16 protein-coding genes are annotated in these 20,431 nt (G+C 50.1%); 8 read left to right on the top strand and 8 right to left on the bottom strand.

Features of this window, described 5'->3' with window-relative positions; all coding sequences use genetic code 11:
- Positions 1-47 precede the first annotated feature (47 nt).
- From H5985_RS02015 to gyrA, 6 genes are all read right to left on the bottom strand, one after another.
- The gene (locus H5985_RS02015; protein WP_205049647.1) at positions 48-1,214 is read right to left on the bottom strand and encodes an amidohydrolase; all 1,167 of its coding nucleotides are present in this window, start codon (positions 1,212-1,214) and stop codon (positions 48-50) included.
- 58 nt (positions 1,215-1,272) lie between these two features.
- Entirely contained in the window at positions 1,273-2,460 is a 1,188-nt protein-coding gene (locus H5985_RS02020) for a hypothetical protein (protein ID WP_205049648.1), read from the bottom strand.
- Between the two features lie 237 nt (positions 2,461-2,697).
- Complete coding sequence (locus tag H5985_RS02025) at positions 2,698-3,009, bottom strand: integration host factor subunit beta (RefSeq protein WP_239481535.1); 312 nt, start codon at positions 3,007-3,009, stop codon at positions 2,698-2,700.
- Positions 3,010-3,021: 12 nt separating this feature from the next.
- Complete coding sequence (gene rpsA / locus H5985_RS02030; protein ID WP_205049649.1) at positions 3,022-4,716, bottom strand: 30S ribosomal protein S1; 1,695 nt, start codon at positions 4,714-4,716, stop codon at positions 3,022-3,024.
- 111 nt (positions 4,717-4,827) lie between these two features.
- Entirely contained in the window at positions 4,828-5,484 is a 657-nt protein-coding gene (cmk, locus tag H5985_RS02035) for a (d)CMP kinase (protein WP_205049650.1), read from the bottom strand.
- 54 nt (positions 5,485-5,538) lie between these two features.
- Complete coding sequence (gene gyrA / locus H5985_RS02040) at positions 5,539-8,181, bottom strand: DNA gyrase subunit A (protein ID WP_205049694.1); 2,643 nt, start codon at positions 8,179-8,181, stop codon at positions 5,539-5,541.
- A 297-nt stretch (positions 8,182-8,478) separates the two neighbouring features.
- Between gyrA and H5985_RS02045 the strand changes: the two genes are divergently transcribed.
- On the top strand, positions 8,479-9,789 hold the full coding sequence (locus H5985_RS02045) for a TRZ/ATZ family hydrolase (protein WP_205049651.1): 1,311 nt from the start codon (positions 8,479-8,481) through the stop codon (positions 9,787-9,789).
- A gap of 109 nt (positions 9,790-9,898) precedes the next feature.
- Entirely contained in the window at positions 9,899-10,477 is a 579-nt protein-coding gene (locus H5985_RS02050) for an OmpA family protein (RefSeq protein WP_205049652.1), read from the top strand.
- Positions 10,478-10,598: 121 nt separating this feature from the next.
- Here H5985_RS02050 and H5985_RS02055 read toward each other — a convergent pair whose 3' ends face one another.
- Positions 10,599-11,585, bottom strand: coding sequence for a LysR family transcriptional regulator (locus H5985_RS02055; RefSeq protein ID WP_205049653.1), 987 nt, complete (start codon positions 11,583-11,585; stop codon positions 10,599-10,601).
- 159 nt (positions 11,586-11,744) lie between these two features.
- Between H5985_RS02055 and H5985_RS02060 the strand changes: the two genes are divergently transcribed.
- The 6 genes from H5985_RS02060 to H5985_RS02085 all read left to right on the top strand — a co-directional run bounded on the left by H5985_RS02060 (position 11,745) and on the right by H5985_RS02085 (position 19,479).
- Positions 11,745-13,169: an argininosuccinate lyase gene (locus H5985_RS02060; protein ID WP_205049654.1), complete on the top strand. Its 1,425-nt coding sequence runs from the start codon at positions 11,745-11,747 to the stop codon at positions 13,167-13,169.
- Between the two features lie 30 nt (positions 13,170-13,199).
- Positions 13,200-14,567: a C4-dicarboxylate transporter DcuC gene (gene dcuC / locus H5985_RS02065; protein ID WP_205049655.1), complete on the top strand. Its 1,368-nt coding sequence runs from the start codon at positions 13,200-13,202 to the stop codon at positions 14,565-14,567.
- A 136-nt stretch (positions 14,568-14,703) separates the two neighbouring features.
- Complete coding sequence (locus tag H5985_RS02070) at positions 14,704-15,363, top strand: HAD family hydrolase (protein WP_205049656.1); 660 nt, start codon at positions 14,704-14,706, stop codon at positions 15,361-15,363.
- A 199-nt stretch (positions 15,364-15,562) separates the two neighbouring features.
- On the top strand, positions 15,563-16,099 hold the full coding sequence (gene hemG / locus H5985_RS02075; RefSeq protein ID WP_205049657.1) for a menaquinone-dependent protoporphyrinogen IX dehydrogenase: 537 nt from the start codon (positions 15,563-15,565) through the stop codon (positions 16,097-16,099).
- 100 nt (positions 16,100-16,199) lie between these two features.
- Entirely contained in the window at positions 16,200-17,882 is a 1,683-nt protein-coding gene (locus H5985_RS02080) for an AMP-binding protein (protein WP_205049658.1), read from the top strand.
- 328 nt (positions 17,883-18,210) lie between these two features.
- Positions 18,211-19,479 carry an ATP-binding protein gene (locus tag H5985_RS02085; protein WP_205049659.1) on the top strand — a complete coding sequence of 423 codons (1,269 nt, stop codon included), beginning with the start codon at positions 18,211-18,213 and terminating at the stop codon, positions 19,477-19,479.
- A 143-nt stretch (positions 19,480-19,622) separates the two neighbouring features.
- On the opposite strand, the gene H5985_RS02090 is transcribed toward H5985_RS02085, so the two are convergent.
- Positions 19,623-20,327 carry a TerC family protein gene (locus H5985_RS02090; RefSeq protein WP_420892570.1) on the bottom strand — a complete coding sequence of 235 codons (705 nt, stop codon included), beginning with the start codon at positions 20,325-20,327 and terminating at the stop codon, positions 19,623-19,625.
- Positions 20,328-20,431 lie beyond the last annotated feature (104 nt).

The raw sequence follows: 20,431 nt of genomic DNA on the forward strand, positions 1-20,431 counted from the left end.
CGACAGGCCGAGGCTTGCGAAGTCATGAGTCCAGATCAAAAGATATATCAGTTGTTGAGGAAATCATAAGCCACCTGAACATGCGTCATGGCTCCGTTAATGAGCGCATCTTCATCCACCTTAAAGCAACCGGAGTGTTGTGCATACACGGCATCGCAAGCGGGATTGCCCACACCGAAGAGAGCCATTACACCGGGTACCTTTTGCTGGTAGTAGGCAAAGTCTTCACCGCCCATCGTTACCGGATATTCGTACAAACTGTCCTCACCCAAAATCTTTTCGGCACTTTTACGCACGTTTCGAGCCAGTTTCACATCGTTAATCGTCGGCGGAACAAGTTCCTCATAGGTCAGCGTTGCGCTGCCGCGCATGGCTTTGGCGGTTTCTTCAACCACTCGCTTCATGGCTTGCGGGAATTGCGCACGCACTTCATTGCTGAAGCAACGGGTCGTACCCGTCAATTTTGCCGAGCCCGAGACAACGTTCCAGCGCGTACCGCCTTCAATGGTGCCCACTGTCAACACTGCAGTTTCTACCGGCGAGATTTCACGGCTGACAACTGTTTGCAGATTCTGAACGATCGCCGCACTCATCACGATGGCATCGGCACAAAGGTGCGGTGTAGCCCCGTGCCCGCCCTTACCTTGCACGTGGATTTCAAAGCGATCGCCCGAAGCCATCGTTGCGCCTTCACGAACAGAAATTTTTCCGCTCGGTATATCTGACCATACGTGCATCCCGAAGGCAACATCCACGCCTTCAAGGGCACCTTCTTCAATCATGGCACTGGCCCCTTTTCCAATTTCTTCGGCAGGTTGAAAGGCACAGACAACGGTACCGCACAGCTCATCTTTGATTTCATTGAGCATGAGAGCGGCTGTCAGAAGCATCGAAATGTGGCAATCATGCCCGCAGGCATGCATGACGCCGGGATTTTTGCTGGCAAATTCATAACCGGTTTCTTCATTAACCGTCAAGGCATCGATATCGCCGCGAAGCAAGATGGTTTTACCTGGCTTGGCGCCCTTGATCGTAGCCAACGTTCCTGTCTTCATCCCGCATTCACGCCAGTCAATACCGTGCTTATCCAACTCCTGACGAATATGTTCTGCGGTGCCGAATTCCTCGCCGCTCACCTCCGGATAAGCGTGAAACCAACGACGCTGTTCAATAAGATAGTCGTGATATTTTTTCCCAAGTGCCTGAATATCCATTTTGAATTCCTTTCAAAAAACCGTCCGGAACACCCGATGGGCTTCCGGACAAAAATCATCAGAACAGGTTCACAAAGAAGCCTGCCAAAATCACTGAAGTAATCGTCACTGTCACGAAGCCGCCGATGATCATGGAGGGGAACATCTTGCTCATCAGAAATTCGTGCTCTTCCTTGGTTTTAGCCATCGCCTTGCAAGTCGACTCGGTAATAATGACATTAAACGGGAAACCGTACAGTGCAGTCAGACAGTTGCAAAAACTCAAGGGGAAGGACATCTTCATCACTTTAGCGGCCACCCAGGCAAAAATTCCCATCCCCAACACACCGATCACAATCAAGAGAATCATCGGAACAATAATGCCCATCAACATCTCTGGCGTGCAGTCCTTTAATCCGTCGAAGACAAACATCGTCAACGCAAACATCAGGATGTTAAACGAATTGCAGCGATGCAAAATATCGGGTTCCAAAAATCCCAAAGAGCAGAAAACGACACCGAAAATCAAAGCCCAGACCGCTCCGCTGATACCGGTGAAGCCTCCCACCATCATCGACAGCCACGCCACCATACCGATTTTGGTGAGCATCACAATGGGGCTATTGAAAGATTCCGGCAAGGCCAACGGTCCGCGGCGGTTGTCAGAGGGTAAAGAGGTGACATTTTTAACAGCCGAGACCTCATCTTTTGAAACACGCTGACCGGCACGGTATTCTTGCAACAGTTTGGCCCCTTCGGCTTTCATAAAGATAGCCGTCAAGGGATAACCGGCAAAACCCTGCACACAATACATCGTAATGGCAAAGACCGCAGCTGAAGTCAGACCGTGATCAATGGCTGCCTGTTGCATAATAGTGGCTGCCACAATGCCACCGGTAAGCGGCGGAAGACCTGCAACAATGTAGGCCCAATCCATAAAAAGCGGGCAAAGCAGTAAGGCTAAAATACACATACCCGCCAGACCCACTAGGCACATAACCACAGTTTTCCATTGTTCCATCAGGGTCTTTAAACTGATGACCGTACCCATGTGAACGATCAGCAGATAAATGGCCAGTGTTGCCCCGAAGGGGGTTAAATAGGAATCTTTAACCAAGTCGTAGGGAATAACGGTCCAGTAACCGACAAGCAAAATACAGGCTGAGGCAAATACTGAAGGGACCCACGCTTTGGTCCAGGTCGAAATGAGTTCGCCGATGATCACGACGAAACCGCAGATACAAAATGCAGCAAGAAAGTTATACATAATAGGCTCTTTTCAAATCAGATCAGAGAAAGCATGCAAAAAAATACATACCTTGTTTGATTATATTTAAGCGCCTATCCCTTGATTATCAGGCTTTCTAGAGTAATTGACTTAGTTGTTGAGAATTCCTAAGGAGCTTCACCTAGGAGAATTTCACATGTGTGTTCGGATATGGAAAGGGGACTCCGAAAACAATCGGAATCCCCGTTCTGAACTTAGGTTGACGTTAGGAAACGCTTAGGAGTTCGGCGTCGTATTATTGGCGTCTACCCGCAAACGCATCTCCTTGCCCGCCTTAAAGTGCGGCACATACTTTGCCGGCACCACCACACTCTCGCCGCTTTTGGGATTGCGACCCACGCGCTCGGGGCGGTAGTTCAGGCAGAAGCTGCCGAACCCGCGGATTTCGATGCGGCTGCCGGTGGCCATGGCCAAAGTCATTGCATCGAGCACCGCCTTAACGGATTCGTCAACATCTCGCGCGGACAAACGCGCGCTTTTATTTGCGAGCCGTTCAATCAGCTCGGATTTCGTCATGGCAATAACCATGCCTATCTCCGATTACTTTTGTTCGAGCTTAGCCTTCAACAAGGCACCCAAGTTGGTCGTACCGGAAGCGCTCTGAGCATCTTGGTTCATGCGATCCAAGGCTTGGCGAGCTTCGCTGGCGTCCTTTGCCTTGATAGACAATTGGATGCTGCGGTTCTTGCGGTCGATGCTGATGATCTGAGCCGTCACGCTGTCGCCTTCCTTCAATTGCGTCGTAGCGTCTTCAACGCGTTCGGAGGAGATTTCAGAGGCGCGCAGATAACCTTCGGTTTCGTCGCCCAAATCGATCACGGCACCCTTGGCATCAACGCTCTTGACCGTACCGGTCACCACGGAACCCTTTTCATGGGTGCTCGTGAAGTTGGTGAACGGATCACCGCTCAATTGCTTCACACCCAAGCTGATGCGTTCGCGTTCGGTGTCGATACCGAGCACAACGGCTTGAACTTCGTCACCTTTCTTGTACTTGCGAACGGCTTCTTCGCCTTGTTCGGTCCAAGAGAGGTCAGACAAGTGCACCAAACCGTCGATGCCACCCGTCAAACCAATGAACACACCGAAATCGGTGATGGACTTGATTTGGCCGGTGACCTTGTCACCCTTCTTGTGGCTTTGAGCAAATTCTTCCCAGGGATTGGGTTTGCATTGCTTCATGCCCAAGGAGATACGACGACGTTCTTCATCGATTTCGAGAACCATGACTTCGACGTCATCGCCCAATTGAACAACCTTCTTCGGATCAACGTTCTTGTTGGTCCAATCCATTTCGGAGACGTGCACCAAACCTTCGATACCGGCTTCGATTTCAACGAAGGCACCGTAATCGGTGATGTTGGTAATCTTACCGAACAGGCGCGTGCCCTTCGGATAACGACGAGCAATACCGATCCACGGATCTTCGCCCAATTGCTTCAAGCCCAAAGACACACGGTTCTTTTCTTGATCGAACTTGAGAACCTTGGCTTCGAGTTCTTGACCGACTTGAACCACTTCGCTCGGATGGCGAACACGACGCCAGGCGAGGTCGGTGATGTGGAGCAGACCGTCGATACCGCCCAAGTCAACGAAGGCACCGTAATCGGTGATGTTCTTGACGATACCCTTGACGATGGCGCCTTCCTTGAGCGTGTCAAGGAGCTTGGCGCGTTCTTCGCCCATGCTGGCTTCGACCACGGCACGGCGGGAAACCACGACGTTGTTGCGCTTACGGTCGAGCTTGATGACCTTGAATTCCATGGTCTTGCCTTCGTAGGGCGTGGTGTCCTTAACAGGACGGGTGTCAACCAAGGAGCCCGGCAAGAAAGCGCGGATACCGTTGGTCATCACCGTGAGACCGCCCTTGACCTTGCCCGTGATCGTACCGGTGACGAGTTCGCCAGATTCGAGGGCCTTTTCAAGGTTCATCCAAGCGGCAAGGCGTTTAGCCTTGTCGCGAGACAAAATCGTATCACCGTAGCCGTTTTCGACTTGTTCAATAGCCACGGCCACGAAATCACCCGGCTTCACGGACACTTCGCCGCGATCGTCCTTGAATTCTTCGATAGGCACATAGGCTTCAGACTTCAAACCGGCGTTAACGACCACAAAGTTGTAGTCCACGCGCACCACTTCAGCAGTGATGACTTCGCCTTGGCGCATTTCTTGACGAGCTAAGCTTTCTTCAAAAAGCTGAGCAAAAGACTCGGGTTGGTTAATATTTTCAGACATGTGTAAATATAAATATCAGTACTTTTGTGCAAACACAAAAAGCACCGGGTTAGAAAACCGGGCCGGCCCCATTGCCGGTTTGCCGGGCGAGTCGACGACAGGCGTCACACTCTATCGGGTAAGCTCCCGGTACCACTGAAGGACCTGAGCTACCGTTGCTTCGATTGTCAACTCGGATGAGTCGAGAATCTTGGCATCTTTTGCGGGCGCAAGAGGACACACGGGTCGCTGCATATCACGGCGATCACGTTCCTCCAGATCCCGGGTAAGGGTGTCGATATTAGCAACAATTCCTTTTTCTTTCAACTGATTAAAGCGTCTTTGTGCACGAGCCTGAGCGCTCGCGGTTAAAAACACTTTAAGGGGCGCATCGGGAAAAATCACGCTACCCATATCGCGGCCATCAGCGACGAGGCCCGGCTCACGGCGTGCCCTTTTCTGAACATCGAGCAGTGCGGCCCGAACCTTGGGCAAAGCAGCAACTTTACTGGCTGCCACTCCCACCTCTTCGGCACGGATCTTATCGGTCACATCCTCGTCGTCCAGAAAAATTCGTCCTGATTCAAATCGCGGAGCCAAAGCGCCGGCAAGCTCTCCGAGTACCTCTTCGTTGCCCAAATCGGCGTTTTCTTTAAGAGCCTTATAGGCACTCAGACGATATAACGCTCCGCTGTCTAAATAGTCAAAACCTAAGGCTGCGGCTACACGGGAAGCCACCGTACCTTTTCCTGAGGCCGTCGGCCCATCTATCGTAATTACCGGAATCATTTTCTCGTTTGGATAAAAAGAGCTCTCCTGACTGACAGAAGAGCTCATGAAGTATTAATTGTCCTGGGGTTGCACTTCAGGCACTTCGGTTTGAACCGTCGAGGCTTGGAGGGCTTCAGAAGCCTCCTTTTCTTCCTCAGCCTTATCTTCTTCCACATCCTTTTCAGCAATGCGCTGCACTGCCACGAGACTGTCGTCCTTCAATCCGATCAACGTCACCCCTTGAGTGGCGCGCTTTAAGACCGAGATATCGGCTACCGGCGTACGAACAATCTTGCCCTTTTGTGTCAGAAGCATCACTTCATCGGCCTCATCCACCAAAGTGGCCGCCACCACCTTGCCGTTGCGCTCTGATGTTTGAATCGCAATCATACCTTTGGTACCACGGCCGTGGCGCGTGTACTCAATAACGGGGGTGCGCTTACCGAAACCGTTTTCGGTTGCCGTAAGAACCGTCTGCTCTTCGCTGTCGGCAACAAGCATGGCAATCACCTTCTGACCCTCATCGAGTGCCATACCTCGCACGCCACGAGCCTTGCGGCTTAAAACACGGACATCGGTTTCACTGAAACGAACCGCTTTACCGGCATCGGAAAAGAGCATGACATCGTGCTCGCCGTCGGTAATGGCCACACCGATCAGGTGATCACCCTCATCGAGCATAGCGGCATTGAGTCCGGAACGACGGACATTTGCAAAGTCCTTCAGCGGAGTCTTTTTCACCACACCGTTGGCTGTAGCCATAAAGACAAAGTGCTGATCATCAAAGTCTTTGATCGGCAACACAACCGTGATGCGCTCGCCTTCAGCCAAGGGAACGGAATTGATAATGGGACGACCCTTGGACGTACGAGAGCCCTCAGGCAACGCATAGACATCCAAACAATAAACACGGCCGAAATCAGAGAAGCACAAAATACGATCATGCGAATTGGCGATAAAGAGCTGATCGATCATATCGCCTTCTTTCATGGTTGCGGCCTTCTTACCCTGTCCGCCTCGACGTTGAGCCTGATAGTCGGATAACTGCTGACTCTTAATGTAGCCGTCACGCGTCATGGTCACCACCATTTCGCGGCGCGGAATCAAATCTCGCGGATCAAAGTTGGGGTCACCGGTCGGATCAATTTCCGAACGACGGTCATCGCCGTACTCATTTTTAATTTCAATGAGATCGTCTTCAATAATCTGGCGGACACGATCGGGTTTAGCAAGGATATCCAGAAGGTCAGCAATCACTTCGACCACACTCTTATATTCCTGAATGATCTTGTCTTGTTCCAAACCGGTCAAGCGTTGCAGGCGCATCTGCAAAATGTTATCGGCTTGCGTTTCGGTAAGGTAATACAAACCGTCGGCTCGAAGACCGAAGGCTTCATCCAAACCTTCCGGGCGGAAGTCGGAGCGATGTTCTCCCGCTCGATTTAAAAGCTCTCCTACCAAAGCGGAATTCCAACCGCGGCTCATCAAACCGGTTTTGGCGACATCGGGTGTGGGCGCCGAGCGAATGATCGCCAGAAAATCGTCAATATTAGCCAACGCCACCGCAAGACCTTCCAAAATGTGACCGCGAGCACGGTTTTCTTTCAGGTCAAAAAGGCAACGGCGGGTCACCACCTCGCGGCGGTGCATCAAAAAGACTTCAATAATCTGCTTTAAATTCAACAGCTGGGGTTGACCGTCAACCAGGGCCACCATGTTGATGCCGAAGGAGTCCTGCAGCTGCGTGAGTTTGTAGAGGTTATTGAGCACCACATCGGCCACAACGCCTGCCTTCAGGTCAATCACTACGCGCACACCGTCTTTATCGGTTTCATCGCGAAGATCGGAAATCCCTTCAATCTTTTTCTCGTTGATCAAATGCGCAATGCTTTCGACCAACACACGCTTATTGACCTGATACGGAATTTCATCGACCACAATACGCGTGCGGCGGCCATGATCGAATTCTTCGTAGTGCGTTTTGGCGCGCATGAGCACACGACCGCGCCCCGTACGATAGCCTTCAATCACACCCTTTAAACCGAAAATGGTTCCCCCTGTGGGGAAGTCAGGGGCCGGCACAAACTTAATCAAATCATCAACCGTAGCATCGGGGTGATTTAACAAATGCACGCAGGCATCAATGGATTCGCGCAGGTTATGCGGAGGAATGTTGGTTGCCATACCGACAGCGATACCGGCACTGCCGTTAATGAGCAGATGCGGCAAACGGGTGGGGAGTACTGTCGGTTCTTTTTCCGTGTTGTCGTAATTGGGAATAAAGTCAACCGTGTCCTTGCGAATGTCGGCAAGCATTTCACCGGCCAACTTCTGCAACTTCACTTCGGTGTAACGCATAGCAGCTGCAGAGTCGCCGTCGAGACTGCCGAAGTTACCCTGACCGTAAACGAGTGGATAACGAAGCGAGAAGGGCTGAGCCATACGAACGATCGTATCGTAAGCAGCCGTATCTCCGTGCGGGTGATACTTACCGATCACATCCCCGACCACACGGGCTGACTTCTTGGTCGGACGCGAATACGTGTTACCCATCTGCTCCATGGCGTAGAGCACACGGCGGTGTACGGGCTTGAGGCCATCACGGGCATCAGGCAGCGCACGCCCCACAATCACACTCATGGCGTAATCCAGATACGCCCGCTTCATTTCCGTCTCAAGCGAAACGGGCAAAAGCTCTTGAGCGATGTTTAACATGGAACCCGGGACATTGGATTCAGTTGATTCTTCAGACGCAACGTTCTCTTCGTTATTCTTAATATCTTCGTTATCAGACATCGATTGACAATCCATCTTTGAAATTTTTAATCTGTTGATTTTATCAGGAATTTTTCAAAAATGCGCAGGTTAAAAGTCTTATTTTTCTTTTATTTTTCAATGAGTTACTCAATATCAACCTGACAATGATTCTAAAAGTCCGATGATTGACCAGAATTAGCTCCTCTAAGGCTACAATTTGGATTGATTCTTGACTGCTCAACAAAAAGGGTTTTTATGCGAGTTCAAACCATTATCGAGGCCGGTTGGGTCATGCCCATGACCGACAAAGAAACGGTGCTGCCGCACCACAGCGTGCTCATCAACGACGGAAAAATCGTAGGTGTTGTTCCGACCGAAGAGGCCGGTGCAATCCAAGCCGACGAAATCGTGCGGTTACCCGATCACATTATCCTGCCCGGCTTTGTTAATGCTCACACTCATGCTCCGATGCACCTTTTGCGCGGCATGGGGGCCGATTTGCCGTTGATGGACTGGCTGCAGACGAAGATTTGGCCGGCTGAAGGTAAGTTAATGAGTCCTGAGTTCTGTTACGAAGGCTCCCTGGTGGCAGGCGCCGAAATGATTGAATCAGGCATTACCTGCGCAAGCGATCATTATTTTTTCAGTGAAGATGTGGCTCGGGGCTTAACTCAAGCGGGCTTGAAGTGTTCCGTCTCCGGCATTGTGATCGGTTTTCCTTCCGCGATGGCAAAAAACACGGATGAGTACATTGCCTGCGCCGAAGCTTTGTTCGAACGTTTCCAAGATAACCGTCATGTGAGGGTTACCGTCGGCCCTCACGCCCCTTACACGGTCGATGATGAGGGCCTGATTAAGGTGCGAGAACTCGCCCTAAAACACAATGCATACATTCACATGCACGTGGATGAAACACAATCGGAAATCGAAGGCTCACTCAAACAATACGGCATGCGACCGATTCAACGCCTCGAAAAACTGGGGCTTTTAAACGAACGGTTTATTTCCGTTCATACCGTTCATGCCGATGACAGTGAGCTTGCGCTTTTAGCTCGTGCCGGAGCGAGCACCGTACACTGCCCGTGCTCCAACCTGAAATTAGCCAGCGGTTTTTCACCCGTTGCCAAGATGATGGCAATGGGCATTAACGTAGCCATGGGCACCGACGGTGTAGCCAGTAACGACAAGGTGGATCTCTTGGGCGAGACGCGGCTCGCAGCCATGCTCGGCAAAGCGGTCTGTCAGGACACTACAAAGATGAAAGTGGGCGATATGCTTTATGCTGCCACGATGGGCGGGGCCAAAGCATTGGGTTGGAATGACCGGATCGGATCGATTGAAAAGGGCAAAGACGCCGACGTGATCGCCATCGACTTGGGCAATGTGGACACACTGCCCATCTACGACCCGGCCTCACAACTGCTCTACAGTGCCGGACGCGAAGACATTACCCACATTTGGGTGGACGGCAAGCTTGTTGTCAAAAAACAACAATCCGTAGGGTTACAACCGCTCACAAGAGAAAATGCACAGAAGATAACAAAAACGTGGCAGAATAGAATTTAGTTTCTGTCAGTGTCCCCAAAAAGCCACTCGCGAGGGCGGTGGGACACCGCTAAGACGTGTGCGGTCGTCTGTTGTTCACCGCAAAAAATCCAATTGGAGAATTTGTATTATGAAAAAAACTTTAGCTTTGAGCGCCGCTTTGGCCGCCTTGCTCGCTACGAGCGGTATGGCTAGCGCCGCTGACGTGTTCCCGTACGTGAAGTCCACCACCGGTCAAACCGTGATGAGCAACTACGACCTCTGCTGGCGTACCGGCTTCTGGACACCCGCTTTGGCCGAAGGCATCGAATGCGATGCTGATATCGCCAACAGCGGCAAGATCGTGTTGGCTGCCGACACGCTCTTTGACTTGAACAGCGCCCGCGTCAAACCCGAAGGCGTGAAGATGCTCAACGAATTGGTCGCCCGTATGTCCGGCCTTAACGTTGAAGTCGTGATGGCTACCGGTTACACCGACATCACCGGCCCGGCCACGTTCAACCAAAAGTTGAGCGAACGCCGCGCTGAAGCCGTCAAGTCCTACATGGTCGCCCAAGGCGTGCCTGCTGACAAGATCCAAACCGAAGGCAAGGCCTCCGCTGATCCTGTCGTGACGTGCGAACAAACCGGCACGAAGGCTGATTTGGTTGCCTGCTTGGCTCCGAACCGCCGTGCTGTTGTCGAAGTGGTCGGCACCCGCGCTCAATAATTGATGAGACAGTCTCATTGATTTAAAGGCGCCCCGGTTTTCGGGGCGCTTTTTTGTGCTCTGCATTCTGAGTACCTGGCAACTATCGTCCTTTCCCGTTCAAATCCTTCCGCATCATGCCCTAAGAACGATAAAGTTTATTTCGGTCATAAGGATGAGTGTCTTTGGGCAAACCCACCACATCGGAAATCTGTGCCTCATAAGAAGCAAAAAGTGCCTGCATTTCTTTGGCATACCATTCAAGGAAAATACGCACTCGCTTCATGTGCCAAGCCTCACTGCTTGCGACGATAAAGCATTCGACAGGAGGCCGGAACCAGCCGGGCAAAATAGCGACCAATCGTCCCGCGAGCAAATCCTCATAAATCTGCACCAAAGGCATATCTACCGCCACGCCCATTCCTTCGAGCAAGGCATTACGAATGGCCAAAATGTCCGTCGATCGAATACTCGATGCATAACTGACAGGCGCAGCCTTATCACCTCGGTACAGCTCCTTGGTCTCCTCACGTACCGGCCCGTTGTAGACAAGACCGGTATGCTGACGAAGATTGACCGGATCAATCGGCATACCGTGCTTTTGAATGTAACCGGGGCTGGCAACCGGCAGATAAACATTGCGACCGCGACTCATGTAGCAAAGTCCCGACAGGGTCGGCTCACCGGTAATGGTGGCAATATCGCACAAACCTTTTTGAACATCGTTCGGTTTAAACCCACTGAGAATTTCCACCGTAATGCCGGGATGCAGCTCCTGAAACCGTTGCAGCAACGGAGTCAGACGCCTGGCTGCGAAGCCCGGAGCGGACGATAAACGTATATTGCCTGTCAAGGCGCTGTTGTCGTCAATCACCTTTTGCATGAGCGAATCGTGAGCTCTCAAAATTTGTCCCATGCGACGAACAACCATTTTGCCCGTATCGGAAAGTTGCATCGGGCGCGCATTGTGCCGTATCAGATCGCAGCCGAGAGCTTTTTCCAAAGCAGCGATACTTCTGGAAACGTTGGAGACATCCACATTGAGCATGTCGGCTGCCGCCTGCAACGTTCCGGTTTTTGAAAATGCGATCAGATAGCGCCACGCCATTAAATCATCGAGTTTAGACAAGAGCGAATCCTTTTAATTTCAAAGCAGTACGAATCTTTAAATTTTGGCACATTTTGCGAATTTCGCAAAGTTATTTTGCGTAGATTTCTTTGTTTTATTGATCCGTTCCTCTGATACTGCGACTGTAGTCCACAACGTTTTATCAGGAGTGAGCCAAAAATGATTCACGACGAGTTTTATTGGATCTCTGAGATTAATAAGGCAAGCGTAGTCTCCAATCGCAGAGAAAACCTGCTCGATGAAGCCACCGCAAGACTGGCAGCACGCGGTATTGCCACCGTCGAAAAAGAGGCCGAAACGGATGCAAGTAAGCGAGTCAAAAAGTACATCACCTACGAACCGATGGTAATTGCTGCGACGGGTCCTGAGGTGACCATTCTTCACGCCGGTCGCTCAAGCCAAGATATTCTCTCGACGATGCGCGTGGCAATTGTCCGCGAAGAGACAATGAAAATCGCCGATGCACTAGATGCCGTGATCGCCAAATTACTGTCACTTGCCGATCAACACCGTGACACGGTTGTTCCCAATTACACCAACGGCGTAGCCGCTCAACCCAACAGCTACGCCCATTATCTGCTTGGCTTTGTCGCCGCCTTGCTGCGAGATCGCGAACGCCTTAACGAATGCCTGAAGCGTTACAACGAGTGTCCGATGGGCGCAACCGTTTTAAACGGTACGGGCTGGCCCTTAAACCGGGATACCATGGCCGAATTGTTGGGTTTTGACCGTCCCCGTTTAAATGCCTTTGACTGCACATGCGAAACACCCGTGGATTTCGCACTGGAAGTCTCTGCCATTACCGCCGGCATCGGTATTCACGTGGGCTCCATGATTAACGACATCATGGTTCAGTACGCACAAAGTCGTCCCTGGATCATCCTACAAGAAGGCGGCGAAAATACCTACGTGTCGTCAGCCATGCCTCAAAAACGCAATCCCGGACTGATGAACAACTGCCGAGGTGATGCAAGCGACGTTGTCTCCGAAATGACAGCCGTCTTTACACGTGTTCATAACCTTGTCCCCGGCATGGTAGACGGAAAGAGCGTCGCGAAAAACAGCCGCATGGCAAAAAGTGCGGTCAATATGCTCGAGCGCTTCCTCAAAGTGCTCAACGCCCTGCGAATCAATCCCGATCGTGCACTTGAAGAACTCAATAGCGACTGGACGGCTTCTCAGGAAATTGCCGATCGTCTCATGCACGACCACGGCTTACCCTTCCGTATCGGCCATCACGTTGCAAGCCGTATGGTGTCGTGGGCCCGCGCCAACAACGTTTTACCCAAGGACTTCCCCTACGAACAAATGCAACGCATCTACAAGGAAGAAATCCTGGAAGAGTTCCCCGAGGGTCCGCAGGAACTTCCCATGAGCGAAGCGGAATTTTTAGATGCCCTTGATCCGAGAAAGATCATCGCCAATCGCAAAACAAAGGGCAGCGCCGCACCCGATCAAGTTCAAGCCATGCTTGTCGAGTTCACGGAAAAGCTCAAAAAAGAACAAACCCAAACGGAAAACTTGCGCAAGCAAGTCGACGAGGCAATCAAGGATTTGGAAGCCAAGTTTGCCGCTTATCTCTGACCGCTTTCTTACCTCTAAGGAGTTTTCAAAATGACTGCTGTATTGCCTCTCATAGCCTTGATCGTTACGGTCATCGCAGGATGGGCCTTGATTAAACGCTACCAGACTCATATGGTGCTGCTCTTTGCCGGCCTGGCTATTTTGATTTGTGTGGCACTCGCTGGTTTCGGTTTTCTACCCAAAGGAGTCAAACCGTCCGGTTTCTGGCTCTTTGATATTTTTGCAACGCTCAAATCCATTGCAACCAAACAAAGTGCCGGTATCGGCTTTCTGATTATGACGGCGGGCGGCTTTGCGGCCTACATGGACCGCATCGGTGCAGCCAAGGCTCTGGTTGACGTGGCCGTTAAACCCCTGGCAGCGCTCAAAGCACCGTACCTTGTGCTTGCCTTCGGCTATATCATCGGTCAGTTGCTGGTGATCGTGATTCCGTCTGCAGCGGGCCTTGCCATGCTTCTTTTGGTGGCTCTCTTTCCGATTCTCAAAGCTGTCGGTGTTTCAGGTGCGGCGGCTGCGGCTGTGATCGGCACATCGGCCGGCATGACCTTTGCGCCGACTGCAGGGACTGCAAGTCTGGCCGCCAAAGTGGCGAACCTTGACCCTATCATCTACCTCGTTCAGTATCAGCTTCCTCTGGCGGTTCCGACCCTCATCGTGGCCGCTGTCGCTCACTATTTCGTGCAACGCTACTACGACAAGAAAGGTGACGATCAGGTTGCTGAAACGGTGGACGTCAAAAAAGTCGAGGTGCCCACTGTTCCCAAGTGGTATGCCATCTTCCCGGTGCTGCCGATCGCTTTGCTCATCATCTTCTCCAAGCTTGTTGTCTCCTCGGTCAAACTCGATACGATTGCCTCGCTCTTTATGGTGTGGGTCTTCGTGGTCATCGTTGAGATTATCCGTCTGCGTGATATGAAGAAGATTTTCAAAGACGCCATGGCCATGTTCCAAAGCATGGGCAAGATGTTTACCGGCATTGTGGCTCTGATTATCTGCGCAGAATTCTTCGCAACCGGTTTGAAGACTTCCGGCTTAATTGATGTCATCATCAATTCGGCCAACGGTGTCGGCGCCGGTATGGGCGTGATGACCGTTTTGTTGACTGCGATCGTTTCTCTTGTGACGTTCCTGACGGGTTCAGGCGTCGGTGCCTATTCTTCCTTTGCCTCGCTCGCTCCGGATGTGGCTGCCGGGTTCGGCGGTTCCGTTGAAGCGCTCGTCACCCCGATGCAGTTTGCTAGCGGCATGATCCGCGCGATGAGCCCGGTGGCCGGCGTCATCATTGCCGTGTCAGGCGCAGCCGGCGTTTCGCCCATGGCAATCGTACGCCGCACGTGGATTCCGATGGTATTGGGACTGATTGCAACATTGGTCTTTAACCAAATTTTCTTCGGTTAATTAACGACTTCATTTGCTCCCTTGGCCCGCAGTCCAGAGATTGCGGGCCTTTTTTTAATCCATACACGTGCTGAGAATCTCTAAAATGACAAATCGAGATTGAACAGACAGTTTTTAGACTTTTCAAGGAATGCCTATGCCGTTGATCCTTTTTGATTTGGATGGCACGTTGGTTGACAGTGCTCCGGATCTGTGCGCCTCACTGAATCGTTTGAGAGTTCTGGAGCACCTCGATCCCCTTCCCTTTGATACCCTTCGGGAGTTTGCCGGTTCCGGCGCTCGGGGCTTATTAAAAATCGGCTTTAACATTACCCCGGAACACGAGCGTTTTAACGAATTAAAAGAGCGTTTCTTAAGTGATTACCAAGAACACTGTGCGGAAAAAGTTCACTGTTTCGACGGCGTGCCTGAACTGCTTGATGCACTTGAAAATCACGGCTGGCAGTGGGGTGTCGTCACCAATAAATTTCAATGTTTCACCGATCCCATTCTCAAAAAACTCAATCTTTTCGATCGAGCAAGCGTTATTGTGAGCGGAGATGCCACAGGAAAACTTAAACCGAAGCCCGACAACATGCTCATTGCGCTTGAGCATTGTCAAGCCGATCCCAAACAAACTCCGTACGTCGGCGATGATATCCGCGACTGCAAAGTTGCTCGTCTGCTCGGTATGCCGTTTGCTGCTGCAGCTTGGGGATATTTACGACAGGACTTTCCCATCAGTGGTTGGGATACCGATATCGTTGCCCGTCACCCGAAAGAACTTTTGCCCTGGATTTTGAAACTCGACCTTTAGCACTCGCTTTAAGCTTGAAGCAATATTTCTGCACTACAATGCTTGCCGTACCCAAAATGATTCAGGGTAATTACGAACAATATTAGGGAAAACGATAACTTTTTCGGTCATCTTTTATCGTTTCATTCCCTATAGGCTTTGCATTTGTCTTTTTTCGCCCGACTGTATGCACTCGGGCGAAAAACAGTAGGAGAAAAACATGAAATCTGTGCTCGTGCTCTATCACAGCCGCAGCGGACACACCGCCCGTGTGGCTCGTCGCATTTGGGAAACGGTGATCGCCGAAGGCAACCAAGCCGACATGATGAGCGTGATGGAAGCGGACCGTGAAGGTGTGCAATGGGACAAGTATGATCTCTTTATCGTGGGTTGCCCTGTGCTTTACGGTACCTATCCCAAGGTGTTCTACAACTTCCTGGCCAAGTTCAAGAATGAGCTCGATGCCAAGCCGCACAGTTTCTTCAACGTATCGGTTGTTGCCCGCACGCCGATTAAGGCTACGCCCGAAGGCAACCGTTACATGCAAAAGTTCCTCCAAAATTCGCCTTGGAAACCCCGTGATGTGAAGTGCATCGCCGGTAAGGTGGACTACCCCAACTGGGGCTGGTTGGATGCGAAGATGATTCAACTCATCATGAAGATGACAAAGGGCCCGACGTCTATGGATGCCGTGATCGACTACACGGACTGGGAAGACGTCAAGAGCTACGCTCGTCACTGCCTGACGCTCAGCTAATCTCGCATCACATTGAAAATTAGGGAAAATCGCTCCACTGCGGGCGATTTTCTTTGTTTAAAATATAAGTTTCTGTTTATAAAAATTGGACTCTATCAAGATGACCGAATTTCCTTGGATTGCCAAGTATCCGAAAGGCGTTCCTGCCCGGATTGACCCTGACCGCGTTGCCAATATTCCGGCCTTGCTTGACGGTATTGCCGAAAAGCATCCGAATGCCCCGGTCTTCACCAACATGGGTGTGACGCTCACCGCTAAAGAATCTCAATCGCTTTCCTGCGACTTAGCCGGTTACTTACAATCACTGCCCGGCATGCAAAAAGGTGACCGTGTCGCCATCATGATGCCGAACCTTTTGCAGTATCCGATTGCCCTTTTTGCCATTTTGCGTGCGGGCTTCATCGTCGTAAACGTCAATCCGCTTTACACTGCGCGAGAGCTCGAACACCAACTCAAAGACTCCGGCGCCAAGGCGATCATCATTATCGAAAACTTTGCCAAGACACTGGAACGCGTCCTCACGCACACACCGGTCAAACATATCATCACGACTCAAGTGGGTGACCTCTTCCCCTTCATGAAGCGCACGATTGTCAACACGGTTGTCAAGCACGTGAAAAAGATGGTGCCTGAATGGCACTTGCCGGGTGCTGTCGATTTTCGTCAGGCACTGGCTATCGGTCATCGCAAGGGTTTCAGTCCGGTTGAAATTTCCAATGAAGATGTGGCTCTTTTGCAATACACGGGCGGCACCACAGGCGTTTCCAAAGGCGCAATGCTTACGCACCGCAACGTTTTAGCCAATGTGGAGCAAACCGGTCACTGGATCAGCGTCTCATTTAAAGAATGTGAAGAAGTGGCTATGTGCGCACTGCCCCTTTATCACATCTTTGCCTTCACGGCGACGTTAGCCTTCTTAAATTGGACTGCCCGTAGCGTGTTAATCACCAATCCCCGCGACATCAAGGGACTGGTCAATGAATGCAAGCACTGGAAGTTTTCGGTTTACACCGGTGTGAACACACTCTACAACGCCCTTTTGAATAATCCCGAGTTTGCCTCCGTGGATTTCTCGCGCCTTAAGATGGCCGTAGCCGGCGGCACCCAGATTCAAAAAGTGGTTGCCGAGCGTTGGAAGAAAACCACCGGTATCGGCATTTTGGAAGCCTACGGTCTGACTGAAGCCTCGCCCGGCGTTTGCGGTAATTTGCCTGACGCCCCTTGGGACGGCTCTGTGGGCTACCCGTTACCGAACACCGAAGTGACGATCCGCGGTGACGGTTTTAAAGATTTAGGCCTCTGTTCCGGCCCCGAAGACATTGATACGCACACAGGCGAAATTTGTGTCAAGGGTCCGCAGGTGATGCGCGGCTATTGGAACCGTCCTGAAGAAACAGCAGGTGTTTTCCGTGACGGTTGGCTTCGTACGGGTGACGTGGGTCATATGGATGCCGACGGTAAGATCACTATTACCGACCGCAAAAAGGACATGATTCTGGTCTCGGGCTTTAATGTCTACCCCAACGAGGTTGAAAGTGTCATCGCTTCTATGCCCGGCGTGCTCGAGTGCGGCGTGGTGGGTGTCCCGCATGAACGCTCCGGTGAAACGGTCAAAGCCGTGATCGTTTTGAAAGATCCCTCCATTACCAAGGAAGACGTACAGAAATACTGCCGTACACAGTTAACGGGCTACAAGATCCCCAAACAAATTATTTTTGTGGACTCCTTGCCCAAGACCGCCGTCGGCAAGATCCTCAGACGTGAATTAAAAGACATCGTCTAAGGCGTCTGCATCGGAGTGTTGGGAAAATTCTTCCCACACTCCGTTTTCTTTTTTACAACTTCAAATTTAGTTTAACTTCTCACGAGTCAGAAGAGCCTTTTTTCACTTCCAAAAAAGGACTCGTTCTCGACACTCAATACAAGCAAACAACCGCAGTACCTTCCGTTGAGATAGATCCTTAGCAAGGCGTAAAACCTATTTTGTTCAATAGATTGAACAATTTTAAATAATTTCGTTCAATGCATTAGACAAAAATTAAGTATTTTGTTTAATATATCAAACAAATTTCATTTCTTTTAAAGGTCTTTGCATGATTAATCCCAATCTTTTGCGTCAAATTCTTTTAGATAACAGGGAGTTGGTTGAATCAAAGACAACTTTTCCCCGTGAAATTCAGATTGATTCCTTTCCTCGTTGTGTTTTAGTTGGTGTACGACGTTGTGGAAAATCGTATTTGTTGTACCAAAAAATACAACAATTACTGGCACAAGGTAAAACTTGGGATGAAATGCTGTATTTGAATTTCGAGGATGAACGCTTGTTGGGATTTGATGTTTCAGACTTCAACCAAATCCTGTCTGTACAGGCAGAACTCAGCGGTCGCAGGGCATTACCGATCCTGTTTCTGGATGAAATTCAATTGATTGATGGATGGGAAAAATTTGCTCGTCGTATGGCCGATGCAGGGGCTCAGATTTATATCACCGGTTCAAATGCAAAAATGTTAAGCGTCGATGTAGCCGCTGCACTGGGGGGACGTTTTTTCACAATTAACGTCTATCCCATGAATTTCTCTGAATTTTTGAACACTAAAAATGTTAAAGCGACTCCAAAAGATGTTCTATCAACAGTCGGCGGCGCACTCATTCGGCGAGAGTTTGATTCTTTCTTCCGATATGGCGGATTCCCTGAATGCTTAAACCTCGACAACAAACTGGAATATCTGAATATTCTTTTCCAAAAAATTTATTTGGGTGACATTGCTGTCCGCAATAAAGTCAGTAATGTCTTTCCCTTGAGGATTTTGTTAAAAAAAATCGCCGAAAGCATCGGTCAATCGGTGTCATATTCACGACTCACCAACATCGTGACCTCTTGTGGCGTAAAGATTGCAAAAAACACTTGCATTAACTATGTACAGTATGCGATTGACTCCTGTTTGATTTTCTCGGTTAAAAATATAGTTGGCAAACTTCAGGATCGAGAAGGCAAACAAAAATTCTTTTTTGTTGATAACGGAATTGTTGAGCTATTAAATACCGATCCTACAGCCGATCAGCTTGAAAACCTTGTTGCCATTGAGTTGAGACGTCGATACGGCGATGATGATGCGGTGTTTTTTTATCAAAGGGATGTTGAAGTTGATTTTTATGTTCCTAAAACTCAAGTAGCCATTCAAGTCTGTGTCCATCTTGATTTAGATCCGAAGACGATGAGGCGAGAGCTCAGCGCCTTTGAAAAAATGAGTAAAGAACTTCCAATTACCCGTCGAATCGTCATTACTCTGGATGAAGAAAAAACAATAGAGACAGATACAGATTTAATTGAAATTATCCCTATTTGGAAATGGCTCTTGATGTGCGATCGGGTACTTTAGCTCACAAACGAAAACGCTTACAAAGGTCCTGCTTATCCGTTCCGATTCTCAGCATAGAATACGAGTAACGCTTGCCCGGCTCCTATAAAAAAGGCGATTGACTCCTTAGCCGATCGCCTCTTTAGTATTAATGAGATAAGAGATTAACTGCTTATCTTTTTGGCCTTTTGTTTATTGACCCACATTTTGGCTATCAGCACCACCAATATGGCGCCTACCACACAAGCCGTGTAGTGAACGACGTTGGTTTGCGGGATGTGTTCGGCCATAAAGATATCGCTCACGACCAGACCGCCGCCGATCCAACCCAAAAGCGCGCCACCAAAGGTTACGATGATGGGGAATCGGTCAAACAGCTTCAGAATAATCTGACTGCCGAAAACGATGAAGGGAACGCTCACGACCAAACCGAATATGATCAAAAGGGTTTGATGATGTTCGTGAGCGGCTTGCGCAGCACCCGCAATTCCGATCACATTGTCGATACTCATCACAAGGTCAGCCACAATAATCGTTTTAATGGCAGACAAAACTTTGGTGCTGGCCTCGATATGTTTATCCTCTTCATCGTGCGGGATCAACAACTTCACACCGATCCAGATCAAAAGAAGACCGGCCACCACCTTCAGGAGCGGCAACTGCAACAAATACACCGCACAGGTAATCAGAACCACACGCAAAGCGATAGCACCGAATACACCCCAGAAAATACCCTGACGGCGCTGCTTGGGTTCGAGATTACGGCACGCTAAAGCGATCACCACCGCATTGTCGCCACCCAACAAAATATCAATCATGATGATCTGAGCCACGGCACCCCAGTGCATCGTTGTAATAAGCTCGGTCAACCATTCCATAATGTCTTTTTTCCTCTATCAAAAACGAGACCGTTAAAGTTTAAGCGATTTTTGTTAACTCAACGTTATGATTTTCAAATTGTTCACATTTTTTG

The organism is Parasutterella secunda, assembly GCF_016901835.1.
Classification (GTDB): domain Bacteria; phylum Pseudomonadota; class Gammaproteobacteria; order Burkholderiales; family Burkholderiaceae_F; genus Aphodousia; species Aphodousia faecavium.